The sequence below is a fragment of the Cellulomonas pakistanensis genome (assembly GCF_016862755.1).
In the GTDB taxonomy this organism is placed as follows: domain Bacteria; phylum Actinomycetota; class Actinomycetes; order Actinomycetales; family Cellulomonadaceae; genus Cellulomonas; species Cellulomonas pakistanensis.
Genome location: NZ_BONO01000008.1, coordinates 115794 through 128697, shown reverse-complemented (window position 1 = coordinate 128697; position 12904 = coordinate 115794). Strand labels below are relative to the sequence as shown.

Sequence of the window (12904 nt, the reverse complement as noted above, 5' to 3'; positions counted from 1 at the left end):
ACTTCCCCTCAGATCCGAGGTACCAGGACGACGGCGGCCAGCACGACGAGGCCGAGCAGCATCGTGGCGGCGTACTGGCGGGCGTAGCCCGTCTGCACCCGGCGCACGAGCTCCCCGATCCCGACGGTGAGGCGGCCGAGCCCGGTGAACGCCCCGTCGACGGCGGTGCGGTCGCCGTAGACGAGGGAGCGGGTCAGGTGGCGGCCGGGCTCGACCAGCACGGCGTCGTTGACGGCGTCCTGGTAGAGGTCGACCCGGGCCGCGCGCGTGAGCGCCGACCCCTCCGGTGCCGTCTCGGGCACCGGCAGCGAGGCGTACTGCCGCCAGGCGAGCGCGAGGCCGACGACGACGGCCAGCAGCGTGACGACCTGGATGACCAGCACCGGCAGCACGGGCTCGTGGTGCTCGACGTGCCCGGTGACCGGCTCGAGCCAGGTGGTGAAGCCGCCTGCCTGGAGCACGAAGCCGAGCCCGGCCGAGCCGACCGCGAGCACGATCATCGGGATCGTCATGAGCGCGGGCGACTCGTGCGGGTGCGGCTCGTGGCCGTCCGCGTCCCGGGTCCAGCGCTTCTTCCCGTGGAACGTCATGAAGAACAGCCGCGACATGTAGAACGCGGTGATCCCGGCGCCGATCAGCGCGACCGCGCCGAACAGCCAGGCCCGCCACTCGCCCCCGACCTCGGGCACCACGAACGCCGACTCGATGATCTTGTCCTTCGACCAGAAGCCGGAGAACGGCGGGATGCCCAGGATCGCGAGCCAGCCGAGGCCGAGCGTCACCCAGGTGACGACCATGTACCGGCGCAGCGCGCCGAACCGGCGCATGTCGGTCTGGTCGTCCATGCCGTGCATGACCGACCCGGCGCCGAGGAACATGCCGGCCTTGAAGAAGCCGTGCGTCACCAGGTGGAAGATCGCGAACGCGTACCCGACCGGGCCGAGGCCGGCGGCGAGCACCATGTAGCCGATCTGCGACATCGTCGACGCGGCGAGCGCCTTCTTGATGTCGTCCTTGGCGCAGCCCACGATCGCGCCGAACACCAGGGTGATCGCGCCGACGATCGTGACGACGAGCTGCGCGGTGGGCGCGCCCTCGAACACGGGCGCGGACCGGACGATGAGGTAGACGCCGGCGGTGACCATCGTGGCCGCGTGGATGAGCGCGGACACCGGGGTCGGGCCGGCCATCGCGTCGCCGAGCCAGGACTGCAGCGGGAACTGCGCCGACTTGCCGCACGCCGCGAGCAGCAGCAGCAGGCCCATCGCGGTGAGCGTCGCCGTGGACGCCAGCCCGCCGTCGATCCCCGCCGACACCGACGCGAAGTCGACGGCCCCGAACGTCGCGAGCATGAGCATGAGCGCGATCAGGAGGCCGAGGTCGCCGACCCGGTTCGCGACGAACGCCTTCTTGGCCGCGACCGCGTACGGGGTGCGGTGGTTCCAGAACCCGATGAGCAGGTAGGACGCCAGGCCGACGCCCTCCCAGCCGACGAACAGCAGCAGGTACGAGTCCGCGAGGACCAGCAGCAGCATCGCCGCGACGAACAGGTTGAGGTAGGCGAAGAACCGGCGCCGGGCGGCGTCGTGCGCCATGTACGCGACCGAGTACAGGTGGATGAGCGACCCGACGAACGTCACGAGCAGGACGAAGGTCAGCGACAGCGGGTCGACCAGCAGGCCCGCCGACAGGTCGAACCGCCCCGCGGAGATCCAGTCGAACAGGTGCACGTCGACCGACCGCTGGTCGGCGGGCCGGCCCAGCAGCTCGACCAGCAGCAGCGCGCCGACGACGAACGCCGCGGTCGACGCCAGCAGGCCCAGCCAGTGGCCCCAGCGGTCGGAGCGCCGCCCGAGCAGCAGCAGCACCGCCGCGCTCGCCAGCGGCACCGCCACCAGCAGCGGGGCGAGGGAGTTCACGTCCACGGTCCCCTCAGCTCTTCAGCAGGTTGATGTCGTCGACCGAGGCCGACTTCCGGGTGCGGAAGATCGACACGATGATCGCCAGGCCGACGACCACCTCCGCCGCGGCCACGACCATGACGAAGAACGCCATGACCTGGCCCGTCAGGTCGCCGTGCAGCCGGGAGAACGTCACCAGCGCGAGGTTCGTCGCGTTGAGCATGAGCTCGACGCCCATGAACACGATGATCGCGTTGCGGCGCAGCAGCACCGTCGCGGCGCCGATCGAGAACAGGATCCCGGAGAGCACCAGGTAGTTCGTGAGGGTCACCGCTCGGTCTCCGTCCGGGTCGAGCCGCCGCCCAGGTCGATGTCCGCCGTCGGACCGGTGGTGGTCCCCGGCGGCGCGGCGGCCGGGCGCGGCTCGTCCGCGACGGCCCCCAGCGCCGCGTCGACCTCGCCGTCGCCGACCGCGCCCCGCTCCGCGAGCACGGCCGTGACCGCACGCCGGTAGGTGTCCGCGCGGTACTCGGCGGTCCCGGCCTCCTGGCCGCGGATCCGCAGCACGCGGGGCACCGACTCGTCGATCGGGTTCCCGGCCGGGTCGAGCGCCGGCACGTCCATCGCGTTGTGCCGCGCGTACACGCCGGGGGCCGGCAGCGGGGTGAGCCGGGCGCCGGCGGCGACGCGGGCCGCGGCGCGCTCCGGCTGCTTGACGACCCGCGTCAGGCGCTGCCGGTGGGTGAGCACCAGCGCACCGAGCGCCGCGGTGACCAGCAGGGCCCCGACGACCTCGAGCCCGAACACGTGCTGGCCGAAGATGATCCGCGCGACGCCGGTCGGGTTGCCGGGGGCGTTGGCCTCCGCGAGCCCGACGGCGGACGGGTAGGTCGCGCGGCCGACGACGCCGACCAGCACGACGCCCAGCCCGAGCGCGCCGAGCCAGCCGACCCAGCGCTGGCCGCGGAGGGTCTCGACCAGGGAGTCGGACGCGTCGACGCCCACCAGCATGAGCACGAACAGGAACAGCATCATGACGGCGCCGGTGTAGACGACCACCTGGACGACGCCGAGGAACGGCGCCTCCTGGGCCACGTACAGGAACGCCAGCGAGATCATCACGGTGATGACGCACAGGGCGGCGTGCACCGCCTTGCGCGTGAGCAGCAGCCCGGACGCGGCGAGCACCATGACCGGCGCCAGCACCCAGAACAGGACCGTCTCGGCGGTCGACGGGGTCATCGGGCCTCCCGCCCGACCGGCCCGGTGGGCGCGGGCGCGTCGGCGGACGCCGTGGCGGGCGCGGCGGTGGTCCCGGCCCTGCGGCGGGCCGCCGCCAGCGTCGGGTCGTCGGGCCGCTGCTCCGCGACCCAGTCGACCTGCGCCGCGGTCGGCCCGGTGACCTCGCCGCGGTAGTACTCGGTGTCGGTCGTGCCCTCGACCATCGGGTGCGGCGCGGCGAGCATGCCCTCGGCCAGCGGCGCCAGCAGGTCCTGCTTCTCGAAGATCAGGCCCTCGCGGGTCGGGCCGGCGAGCTCGAACTCGTTGGTCATGGTGAGCGCGCGGGTCGGGCAGGCCTCGATGCACAGCCCGCAGAAGATGCAGCGCAGGTAGTTGATCTGGTAGACGCTGCCGAACCGCTCCCCCGGCGACATCTGCTTCTCGGGGGTGTTGTCCGACGCCTCGACGTAGATCGCGTCCGCGGGGCACGCCCACGCGCACAGCTCGCAGCCGATGCACTTCTCCAGGCCGTCCGGGTACCGGTTGAGCTGGTGCCGGCCGTGGAACCGCGGCTTCACCGGGGCGGCCTCGAAGGGGTACTGCTCGGTCACCGTCCGGCTGAAGAAGTTCTTCAGCGTGACGCCGAACCCGGCGGCGGGCGCGAGCGCGTCGGCGACCGGGCTCCGCTTCGGGATCAGCGACTCGTACGGGCGGACCCGGGGCGCGGCGACCTCGCCGCCGCCCTGCGACCGCTCGACGGACCTGTCCGGCGTGTCAGCCACGCGGCACCTCCTGGGTGGGGGACTCGGGGGCGTCGCCGTCCGCGCCCTCGGCGCCCGGCCCGCCGACGAGGGCGGGGGTGTCGGGCGCCTGGGCCCGGCGGCGGGCGGCGCGCGGCGACGGCGGCAGGGTCTGGCCGGGGAGCGGCGGCACGGGGAAGCCGCCGGCGAACGCGTCGAACGGCTCGTCCGCCGCGCGGGCCGGCGGGGCCTGCTTCTTCTCCGGGACGAGGAACGACAGCGCGACGACCACGAGGATCACCCCGCCGAGCCACGGCAGCATGTCCCGGACGTCCACCTCGGCGAACTGCCGCACGCCCTGGACCGCCGCGACGCACACCAGCCAGACCAGCGCCGCCGGGATCAGCACCTTCCAGCCGAACGACATGAACTGGTCGTACCGGAACCGCAGCAGCGTGCCGCGGATCCACACGAACAGGAACATGAACAGCCAGACCTTGGCGACGAACCACAGCAGCGGCCACCAGCCGGTGTTGAGCACCCCGTCGCCGATCCAGGACAGCGGCCACGGCGCCCGCCAGCCGCCGAAGAACAGCGTGGTCGCGACCGCCGAGACGTTGAGCATGTTGATGTACTCGGCGAGGAAGAACCACGCGAACTTCATCGACGAGTACTCGGTGGTGTACCCGCCGACGAGCTCGCCCTCGGCCTCCGGCAGGTCGAACGGCAGGCGGTTGGTCTCGCCGACCATGGAGATGACGTAGATGACGAACGCCGGCGCCAGCGGGATGAGCCACCACACGGTGGTCTGCGAGGCGACGATCTCGGAGGTCGACATCGACCCGGCCAGGATGAACACGCTGACCAGGGACAGGCCCATCGCGAGCTCGTACGAGATGACCTGCGCGGTGGACCGCACGGCGCCGAGCAGCGGGTAGGTCGAGTTGGACGACCAGCCGCCGAGGACGATGCCGTACACGCCGACCGAGGCGCACGCGAGGATGTAGAGCACCGCGACGGGGAAGTCGGTGAGCTGCAGCGGGGTGACGACGCCGAAGATCGACACCTCGGGCCCGAACGGGATCACCGCCATCGTCAGCAGCGAGCAGAACACCGCGATGAACGGCGCCAGCACGTAGACGACCCGGTCGGCCGCCCGGACGGTGACGTCCTCCTTGAGCAGCAGCTTCATCGCGTCGGCGAGCGACTGGAACAGGCCGAACGGGCCGTGCACGTTCGGGCCGGGCCGCAGCTGCATCCGGCCGACCACGCGGCGCTCGAACCAGATGGCGATGAGCACGCTGAGCAGCAGGAACACCAGGATGCCGACCGCCTTGACGACCCAGACCCAGAACACGTCCTGGCTGAAGTCGGCGGCGCCGCCCTCCGCGGCGGCGGCGGGCAGCGCGGCCGCGAGCGGGATCATGCGGGCACCTCCTCGTCGGTGGCGTCGGGGCCGGCGGCCGGCCCGACCCGGACCGGGTCGCCCGGCACGGCGCGCAGCGCGTCCCGGACCTGGCTGCCCGCCGAGGCGGTCGGCAGCCACACCACGTGGTCGGCCATGTCGGTGACGACGGCGGGCAGCGTGATCGACCCGGCGTCGGTGGCGACGGTGACGAGCGCGCCGTCCGGCACCCCCGCGGCGGCGGCGGTCGCGGGCGACAGCCGGGCGACCGGGCGCTTCGCGGTGCCCGCCAGGAACGGCTCGCCGTCCTGCAGCCGGCCGGCGTCGAGCAGCTGGTGCCAGGACGCGAGGACCGCGTGCCCGGGGGCGACGGCCGGCGGTTCGGCGGCGGCGACGTCCGGGGCGGCGACGCGCGCGCCGTCCCACTCGCCGGTCAGCGGGTCGGCGTCGGCGTGCACCTCGGCGAGCGTGCGCAGGCCCAGGGTCACGCCGAGCGCGTCGGCCAGCGCGTCGAGGACGCGATGGTCCGGCATGGCGGTCGAGGTCAGCGCCTGCGGGAACGGCCGCACGCGGCCCTCCCAGCTCACGAACGTGCCGGGCCGCTCGACGGGCGGGGCGACCGGCAGCACGACGTCGGCGAGCGCGGTCACCTCGGAGGCCCGGACCTCGAGCGAGACGACGAACCCCGTCGCCGCGAGCGCCGCGCGGGCCGCCGCCGGGTCGGGCAGGTCCCGCACGTCCACACCGCCGACCAGCAAACCGCCGAGCGTGCCGTCCGCCGCAGCGGCGAGGATCGCGGCGGTGTCGCGGCCGGGCTCGGTCGGCAGGTGCTCGACGTCCCAGGCGGCGGCCACGTCCACGCGGGCCGCGGCGTCGGCGACCGGGCGGCCGCCGGGCAGCAGGGTCGGCAGGGCGCCGGCCTCGACGCCGCCGCGCTCGCCGGCGCGCCGCGGGATCCACGCGACGCGGGCGCCGGTGCGCTCGGCCAGCCGGAGCACGGCGGACAGCGCGCCGGGCACCGCGGCCAGGCGCTCGCCCACCAGGACCAGCGCGCCCGCGGCGCCGAGCGCGGCACCCAGGTCGGCGAGCTCCCCGGAACCGATCGCGTCCAGCACCTCGGGTTCGGTGCCGGGGGCGGCGCGCAGCAGCGTCCCGTCCAGGCGCTCCAGCCCGCGGCTGGCCAGCGGCGCGACGGCGTGCACGCGGGTCCGGCCCGCGACCACGCCCTTGCGCAGCCGCAGGAACACGACGCCCGCCTCCTCCTCGGCCTCCAGGCCGGCGAGCAGGACCGTCGGCGCCGCCTCCAGGTCGCGGAACGTGACGCCCAGGCCGGTGCCGGCGACCGCGTGGCCGAGGAACGCGAGCTCCTCGTCCGAGTGCGGCCGCGCGCGCAGGTCGACGTCGTTGGTGCCGAGCACCACGCGGGCGAACTTGCCGTACGCGTACGCGTCCTCGACGGTGAGCCGGCCGCCGGGCAGCACGCCGACGCCGCCGGCGGCCCGGGCCTGCTCCAGCCCGTGCGCCGCGACCTCCAGGGCCTCGGCCCAGGACGCGGGGTGCAGCTCGCCGCGGGTGCCGTCCGCGGCCCGGTCCCGCACCAGCGGCGTGGTGATCCGGTCGGCGGCGGACTGCCAGGTGAAGGCGAACCGGTCCTTGTCGGTGAGCCACTCCTCGTTGACCTCGGGGTCCTCCCCCGCGAGCCGGCGCAGCACGACGCCGCGGCGGTGGTCGACGCGGATCGCCGCGCCGGACGAGTCGTGCTCGGCCACCCCGGGCGTCGACACCAGGTCGAACGGGCGGGCGCGGAACCGGTAAGCCGCGCCGGTCAGCGCGCCGACCGGGCAGATCTGGACCGTGTTGCCGGAGAAGTAGGACGCGAAGGGCGATCCAGATCGGTCGTCGTCCACCGTGGGCGCAGCGGGGCCGACGGGGATGTCGGCACCGAGGAAGACGCGGTCGTCGAACGCCAGCGTCCCGTCTGAGGCCGCGTCCTCGCGGTCCACCCCCGCTCCGGCGAAGCCCAGCACGTCGGCGTCGAACCGGCCGATCTGCTGCATCGCGCCGCGCTTCTGCAGGTCGATGAACGGATCGCCCGCGATCTCCCGGGAGAACCGGGTGCACCGCTGGCACAGGATGCACCGCTCGCGGTCGAGCAGGATCTCGGTCGACACGGCGATCGGCTTGGGGAACGTCCGCTTGACGTCGACGAACCGCGTCTGGCTGCGGCCGTTCGACATCGCCTGGTTCTGCAGGGGGCACTCGCCGCCCTTGTCGCAGACCGGGCAGTCCAGCGGGTGGTTGATGAGCAGCAGCTCCATGACGCCGTGCTGCGCCTTGTCCGCCTCGGCGGAGGTGCGCTGCGTGCGGACGTCCATCCCGGGCGTCGCGGTGAGCGTGCAGGAGGCCTGCGGCTTCGGCATCTTGGCGACCTTGCCGTCGCGGCCGGGGGCCCAGACCTCGACGAGGCACTGGCGGCACGCGCCGGCCGGGGCGAGCAGCGGGTGGTCGCAGAACCGCGGGATCTGGATCCCGAGCTGCTCGGCGGCGCGGATGACGAGGGTGCCCTTCGGCACGGTGGTCTCGATGCCGTCGATGGTGAAGGTGACGCCGTCGGGCTTCGGCTCGGGCGGCGGCGTCGCGCCCGACCCGGCGGGCTTGGCTGCGGTGACGGTCATGTCAGTGGGCTCCCGCGAGCTGGCCGCTGCGCCGCGGCGTGTAGGGGAACAGCGAGGCGCGCTCCGGCGGGAACAGCACGTCGGCGGGCGTGTGCGTGCCCGCCTCGAACTCGTCCCGGAAGTACTGGATCGCCGAGGTGATCGGGCTGGTCGCGCCGTCGCCGAGGGCGCAGAACGCCTTGCCGAGGATGTTGTCGCACAGGTCGAGCAGCAGCTCGATGTCGCCCGACGTGCCCTGCCCGGCCTCCAGACGGCCGAGCACCTGCGCCAGCCAGAACGTGCCCTCGCGGCACGGGGTGCACTTGCCGCAGGACTCGTGCTTGTAGAACTGCGTCCACCGGGACACGGCCTTGACCACCGACACCGTCTCGTCGAACACCTGGAGGGCGCGGGTGCCGAGCATCGACCCGGCGGCGCCGACCTCCTCGTAGGTGAGCGGGACGTCCAGGTGCGCGGCGGTGAAGATCGGCGTGGACGACCCGCCCGGGGTCCAGAACTTCAGCTCGTGGCCCTCGCGGACGCCGCCGGCCATCGCGAGCAGCTCGCGCATGGTGATGCCGAGCGGGGCCTCGTACTGCCCGGGGTTCGTCACGTGCCCGGACAGCGAGAACAGGCCGTGGCCCGGCGAGCGCTCGGTGCCCATCGTGCGGAACCAGTCGGCGCCGCCGGTAAGGATGCCCGGCACCGACGCGATCGACTCGACGTTGTTCACCACGGTCGGCCGGGCGTACAGGCCCGCGACCGCGGGGAACGGCGGCTTGAGGCGCGGCTGGCCGCGGCGGCCCTCGAGCGAGTCGAGCAGCGCGGTCTCCTCGCCGCAGATGTACGCACCCGCCCCGGCGTGCACCGTGACGTCCAGGTCGAACCCGCTGCCCAGCACGTCCTTGCCGAGGTAGCCGGCCGCGTACGCCTGCTCGACCGCCTGCAGCAGCCGGCGGTAGACGTGCACCACCTCGCCGCGCACGTAGATGAACGCGTGGTGGCAGCCGATCGCGTACGACGTGATCGCCACGCCCTCGACCAGCAGCTGCGGGTCCGCCATCATCAGCGGGATGTCCTTGCAGGTGCCGGGCTCGGACTCGTCGGCGTTGACCACGAGGTAGCGCGGGCCGCCGTCCGGCGCGGGCAGGAAGCCCCACTTCATGCCGGTCGGGAAACCGGCGCCGCCGCGGCCGCGGAGGCCGGAGTCCTTGACGGTCGTCACCACGTCGGCGGCGTCCATGGTCAGGGCCCGGCGCAGCCCGCGGTAGCCGCCGCGGGACTCGTACGTGCGCAGGTCCCACGGGCGGTCGGCGTCCCACCGGTCGCTGAGGACCGGGGTCAGGGTCGTCGCGTCGGCCATCACGACTCCTTCTCGCTGTCGGCGGGGGCACTCGTGTCGTCGGCGCGGTGCTCGGCCTTCTCCTGGTCGGCGGACCGCTCCGGGGCGCCGGCCGCGGGGCGGTCGACGGAGGACTGCTCGGCGCCGGGCTGCGGCGCGCTGCCCGCCGGGGGCGCGGTGCCGGCGGCGGGGGCGGCGGGCTCCGCCTGCTGCTCCTGCTCGGGGGTGCGGGCCGCGGCGTCGGTGGACGGGGCGGTCCAGCCGTTCTCCCGGGCCAGCCGCAGGCCGCGCAGCGTCGGCTCGCCGGCCGCGACGCCCTCGTCGGCGAGGCCGTCGCCGAAGCCGGCCAGCACCCGGGACACCTGCTTGAACGTCTGCACCCGGCCCGGCCCGCGGGTCGGCGCCACCGGCTCCCCCGCGACGAGCCGCCCGACCACCTCGGCCGCCGAGTCCGGCGTCTGGTTGTCGAAGAACTCCCAGTTGATCATCATCACCGGGGCGTAGTCGCAGGCCGCGTTGCACTCGATCCGCTCGAGCGTGATCCGGCCGTCGGCGGTCGTCTCGTCGTGCCCGATCCCGAGCCGGTCGGTGAGGTCCTCCCAGATCGCGTCGCCGCCCATGATCGCGCAGAGCGTGTTGGTGCAGACGCCCACCGTGTACTCGCCGTTCGGCCGGCGCTTGTACTGGGTGTAGAACGTCGCGACCGCGGACACCTGGGCGGTCGACAGGTCGAGCGTCGCGGCGCAGAACGCGATGCCCGCCGGGCTGACGTAGCCGTCCTCGGACTGGACCAGGTGCAGCAGCGGCAGCAGCGCCGAGCGCGGATCGGGGTACCGGGCGACGACCTGCGCCGCGTCGGCGGCGAGCCGCTCCCGGGTCGCGTCGTCGTAGGCCGCGCGCGGGCGCCCCGTGCCGGGCACGCGCGGGTGGTCGATGGCGGTCATCAGCGGTCCACCCCTCCGAGCACCGGGTCGATGGAGGCGACGGAGCAGACGACGTCCGCCACCTGCCCGCCCTCGCAGAGCACCGAGACGGCCTGCAGGTTGTTGAACGACGGGTCGCGGAAGTGCGCCCGGTACGGCTTGGTGCCCCCGTCGGACACCAGGTGCACGCCGAGCTCGCCGCGGGGGTGCTCGACGGTCTGCCACGCCTGGCCGGCGGGGACCCGGAAGCCCTCCGTCACCAGCTTGAAGTGGTGGATCAGGGCCTCCATCGAGGTGCCCATGATCTCCCGGATGTGGTCGAGCGAGTTGCCCATGCCGTCGCTGCCGACGGCGAGCTGGGCGGGCCAGGCGATCTTGCGGTCGCCGACCATCACCGGCGTGCCGGCCGAGGCCTGCAGCCGGTCGACGACCTGCTCGACGATCCGCATCGACTGGTAGCACTCCTCGATGCGCAGCACCATCCGGTCCCAGCAGTCCGCGCCCTCGGAGACCGGCACGTCGAAGTCGTAGGTCTCGTAGCCGCAGTACGGGGCGGCCTTGCGCACGTCGTACGGCAGGCCGGTCGACCGGAGCATCGGGCCCGTGATGCCGAGCGCCATGCAGCCGGCGAGGTTGAGCACGCCCACGTCCTGCAGCCGGCCCTTGAGGATCGGCTGGCCGAGCATGAGGTCCTCGAGCTGCGTGAGGTACCGCCGCACGCCGACCAGCGCCTCGCGGACCGAGTCGAGCCCGCCGGGCGGGATGTCCTGCACGACGCCGCCGGGGCGGATGTACGCGTGGTTCATCCGCAGGCCGGTGACCATCTCGAAGATCCGCAGGATCTCCTCGCGTGCGGTGAACCCGATGGTCATGATCGTGGTGGCGCCGAGCTCGTTGCCGCCGGTCGCCAGGCACACCAGGTGCGAGGAGATCCGGTTGAGCTCCATCATGAGCACCCGGATCTCGCTCGCCCGGAGCGGGACGTCGTCGGTGATGCCGAGCAGCTTCTCGACCGCGAGGCAGTACGCGGCCTCCTGGAACAGCGGGGCGACGTAGTCCATGCGGGTGCAGAACGTCACGCCCTGGGTCCAGGTGCGGTGCTCCATGTTCTTCTCGATGCCGGTGTGCAGGTAGCCGATGCCCGCCCGGGCCTCGGTCACCGTCTCGCCGTCGATCTCGAGCATGAGCCGGAGCACGCCGTGCGTGGACGGGTGCTGCGGGCCCATGTTGACGACGATGCGCTGCTCGCCGAGCCGGGCCGCCTCCTCGGCGATGTCGGACCAGTCGCCGCCGGTGGCCTCGAAGGTGCGCAGGCCGACTGTCTCGTCGTCGACGAGGTGGCCGGTCGCCCGGGGCGTGTGGGTCGAGGCGCTCATGAGTAGGTCCTCCGCTGGTCGGCCGGCGGGATCGTGGCGCCCTTGTACTCCACCGGGATGCCGCCGAGCGGGTAGTCCTTGCGCTGCGGGTGCCCGGGCCAGTCGTCCGGCATCTCGATCCGCGCCAGGTCGGTGCGGCCGGTGAAGACGAGGCCGAAGAAGTCCCAGGTCTCGCGCTCGTGCCAGTCGTTCGCCGGGTAGACGCCGACGGTGCTGGGGATCGTCGGGTCGCCCTCGGGCGCCGCGACCTCGAGCCGGAGCCGGCGGCCGTGGGTGACCGACACCAGGTGGTAGACGGCGTGCAGCTCGCGGCCGGCGTCGTGCGGGTAGTGCACGCCGCTGACGCCGAGCGACAGCTCGAACCGCAGGTCCTGGTCGTCCCGCAGGTGCCGCGCGACCTCGACCAGGTGCTCGCGCGCGACGTTCAGCGTGAGCTCGCCCCGGTCGACGACCACGGACTCCAGCGCGGCCGGGGCGCCGGTGCCGGAGGCGTCCAGCAGCTCGGTCAGCACGTCGACGACCTCGTCGAACCAGCCGCCGTACGGCCGCTCGCTCGGGCCGGGCAGCGCCACGGTCTGCACCAGTCCGCCGAAGCCCGACGTGTCGCCGGACCCGTGCACGCCGAACATGCCGTGCCGGGTCTGCACCACCTCGAGCGGCAGCGACCGGTCGGCCGGGACGTTCTGGGCGCCGGCCTCGAGCGCCGCCTCGCTGGTGCGCTGCGCGCCGGCGTCGGCGGCGGCCGTGTCACCGGCCTTGGCCGCGGCGGCGGCGTCCTTCTTCTCGTCGCTCATCGCAGCAGCCCCGTCATGTGCGAGGTCGGCTCGGCGCGCAGCGCGGCTGCCTCGACGTCGCGGGCGATCTCGGCGCGGTTCCGCCCGAGCGGCTCGGCCTTGATCTGCTCGTGCAGCTCGAGGATCGCGTTGATCAGCATCTCCGGCCGCGGCGGGCAGCCGGGCAGGTAGATGTCGACCGGCACGACGTGGTCGACGCCCTGGACGATCGCGTAGTTGTTGAACATGCCGCCGCTGCTGGCGCACACGCCCATCGACAGCACCCACTTGGGCTCGGCCATCTGGTCGTAGACCTGCCGGACCACCGGGGCCATCTTCTGGCTCACCCGGCCGGCGACGATCATGAGGTCGGCCTGCCGCGGCGAGGCGCGGAACACCTCCATGCCGAACCGCGAGATGTCGAACCGGGACCCGCCCGTCGCCATCATCTCGATCGCGCAGCACGCCAGGCCGAACGTCACCGGCCACAGCGAGGCCTTGCGCACCAGGCCGGCGAGCGTCTCGACCGAGGTCAGCAGGAAGCCGCTGGGAGCCTCTTCGATACCCAT

Annotated in this window: 11 protein-coding genes; all 11 read right to left on the bottom strand. The window is 73.6% G+C overall.

The window, feature by feature from the left end; all coding sequences use genetic code 11:
• Positions 1 to 8: 8 nt before the first annotated feature.
• The 11 genes from nuoL to Cpa01nite_RS07245 all read right to left on the bottom strand — a co-directional run bounded on the left by nuoL (position 9) and on the right by Cpa01nite_RS07245 (position 12904).
• Positions 9 to 1919, bottom strand: a complete 1911-nt coding sequence (gene nuoL, locus Cpa01nite_RS07295) for an NADH-quinone oxidoreductase subunit L (RefSeq protein ID WP_203668105.1) — start codon at positions 1917 to 1919, stop codon at positions 9 to 11.
• A gap of 13 nt (positions 1920 to 1932) precedes the next feature.
• Positions 1933 to 2232, bottom strand: a complete 300-nt coding sequence (gene nuoK, locus Cpa01nite_RS07290) for an NADH-quinone oxidoreductase subunit NuoK (RefSeq protein ID WP_147795399.1) — start codon at positions 2230 to 2232, stop codon at positions 1933 to 1935.
• Positions 2229 to 3143 carry an NADH-quinone oxidoreductase subunit J gene (locus Cpa01nite_RS07285; protein ID WP_203668076.1) on the bottom strand — a complete coding sequence of 305 codons (915 nt, stop codon included), beginning with the start codon at positions 3141 to 3143 and terminating at the stop codon, positions 2229 to 2231. Before Cpa01nite_RS07285 ends, nuoK begins: the two co-directional genes overlap by 4 nt.
• The gene (gene nuoI, locus Cpa01nite_RS07280; RefSeq protein WP_373307353.1) at positions 3140 to 3817 is read right to left on the bottom strand and encodes an NADH-quinone oxidoreductase subunit NuoI; all 678 of its coding nucleotides are present in this window, start codon (positions 3815 to 3817) and stop codon (positions 3140 to 3142) included. Before nuoI ends, Cpa01nite_RS07285 begins: the two co-directional genes overlap by 4 nt.
• A gap of 79 nt (positions 3818 to 3896) precedes the next feature.
• Complete coding sequence (gene nuoH, locus Cpa01nite_RS07275) at positions 3897 to 5288, bottom strand: NADH-quinone oxidoreductase subunit NuoH (RefSeq protein ID WP_203668075.1); 1392 nt, start codon at positions 5286 to 5288, stop codon at positions 3897 to 3899.
• On the bottom strand, positions 5285 to 7942 hold the full coding sequence (locus Cpa01nite_RS07270; RefSeq protein WP_203668074.1) for an NADH-quinone oxidoreductase subunit G: 2658 nt from the start codon (positions 7940 to 7942) through the stop codon (positions 5285 to 5287). Before Cpa01nite_RS07270 ends, nuoH begins: the two co-directional genes overlap by 4 nt.
• Position 7943: 1 nt before the next feature.
• Entirely contained in the window at positions 7944 to 9284 is a 1341-nt protein-coding gene (nuoF, locus tag Cpa01nite_RS07265; protein WP_203668073.1) for an NADH-quinone oxidoreductase subunit NuoF, read from the bottom strand.
• Complete coding sequence (gene nuoE, locus Cpa01nite_RS07260; protein WP_203668072.1) at positions 9284 to 10207, bottom strand: NADH-quinone oxidoreductase subunit NuoE; 924 nt, start codon at positions 10205 to 10207, stop codon at positions 9284 to 9286. Before nuoE ends, nuoF begins: the two co-directional genes overlap by 1 nt.
• Complete coding sequence (locus tag Cpa01nite_RS07255) at positions 10207 to 11562, bottom strand: NADH-quinone oxidoreductase subunit D (protein WP_203668071.1); 1356 nt, start codon at positions 11560 to 11562, stop codon at positions 10207 to 10209. The genes nuoE and Cpa01nite_RS07255 overlap by 1 nt, the downstream gene beginning before the upstream one ends.
• Positions 11559 to 12356 (bottom strand): NADH-quinone oxidoreductase subunit C, encoded by a 798-nt coding sequence (locus Cpa01nite_RS07250; protein ID WP_203668070.1) that lies wholly within the window; start codon positions 12354 to 12356, stop codon positions 11559 to 11561. Before Cpa01nite_RS07250 ends, Cpa01nite_RS07255 begins: the two co-directional genes overlap by 4 nt.
• Complete coding sequence (locus Cpa01nite_RS07245; protein ID WP_203668069.1) at positions 12353 to 12904, bottom strand: NADH-quinone oxidoreductase subunit B; 552 nt, start codon at positions 12902 to 12904, stop codon at positions 12353 to 12355. Before Cpa01nite_RS07245 ends, Cpa01nite_RS07250 begins: the two co-directional genes overlap by 4 nt.

Bases quoted from the DNA above. Each gene is read 5' to 3' on its own strand.
- Cpa01nite_RS07255 (WP_203668071.1), bottom strand. From the start codon at position 11,562: ATGAGCGCCTCGACCCACACGCCCCGGGCGACCGGCCACCTCGTCGAC.
- nuoF (WP_203668073.1), bottom strand. From the start codon at position 9,284: ATGGCCGACGCGACGACCCTGACCCCGGTCCTCAGCGACCGGTGGGAC.
- nuoH (WP_203668075.1), bottom strand. From the start codon at position 5,288: ATGATCCCGCTCGCGGCCGCGCTGCCCGCCGCCGCCGCGGAGGGCGGC.
- Cpa01nite_RS07270 (WP_203668074.1), bottom strand. From the start codon at position 7,942: ATGACCGTCACCGCAGCCAAGCCCGCCGGGTCGGGCGCGACGCCGCCG.
- nuoE (WP_203668072.1), bottom strand. From the start codon at position 10,207: ATGACCGCCATCGACCACCCGCGCGTGCCCGGCACGGGGCGCCCGCGC.
- Cpa01nite_RS07250 (WP_203668070.1), bottom strand. From the start codon at position 12,356: ATGAGCGACGAGAAGAAGGACGCCGCCGCCGCGGCCAAGGCCGGTGAC.
- Cpa01nite_RS07285 (WP_203668076.1), bottom strand. From the start codon at position 3,143: ATGACCCCGTCGACCGCCGAGACGGTCCTGTTCTGGGTGCTGGCGCCG.
- Cpa01nite_RS07245 (WP_203668069.1), bottom strand. From the start codon at position 12,904: ATGGGTATCGAAGAGGCTCCCAGCGGCTTCCTGCTGACCTCGGTCGAG.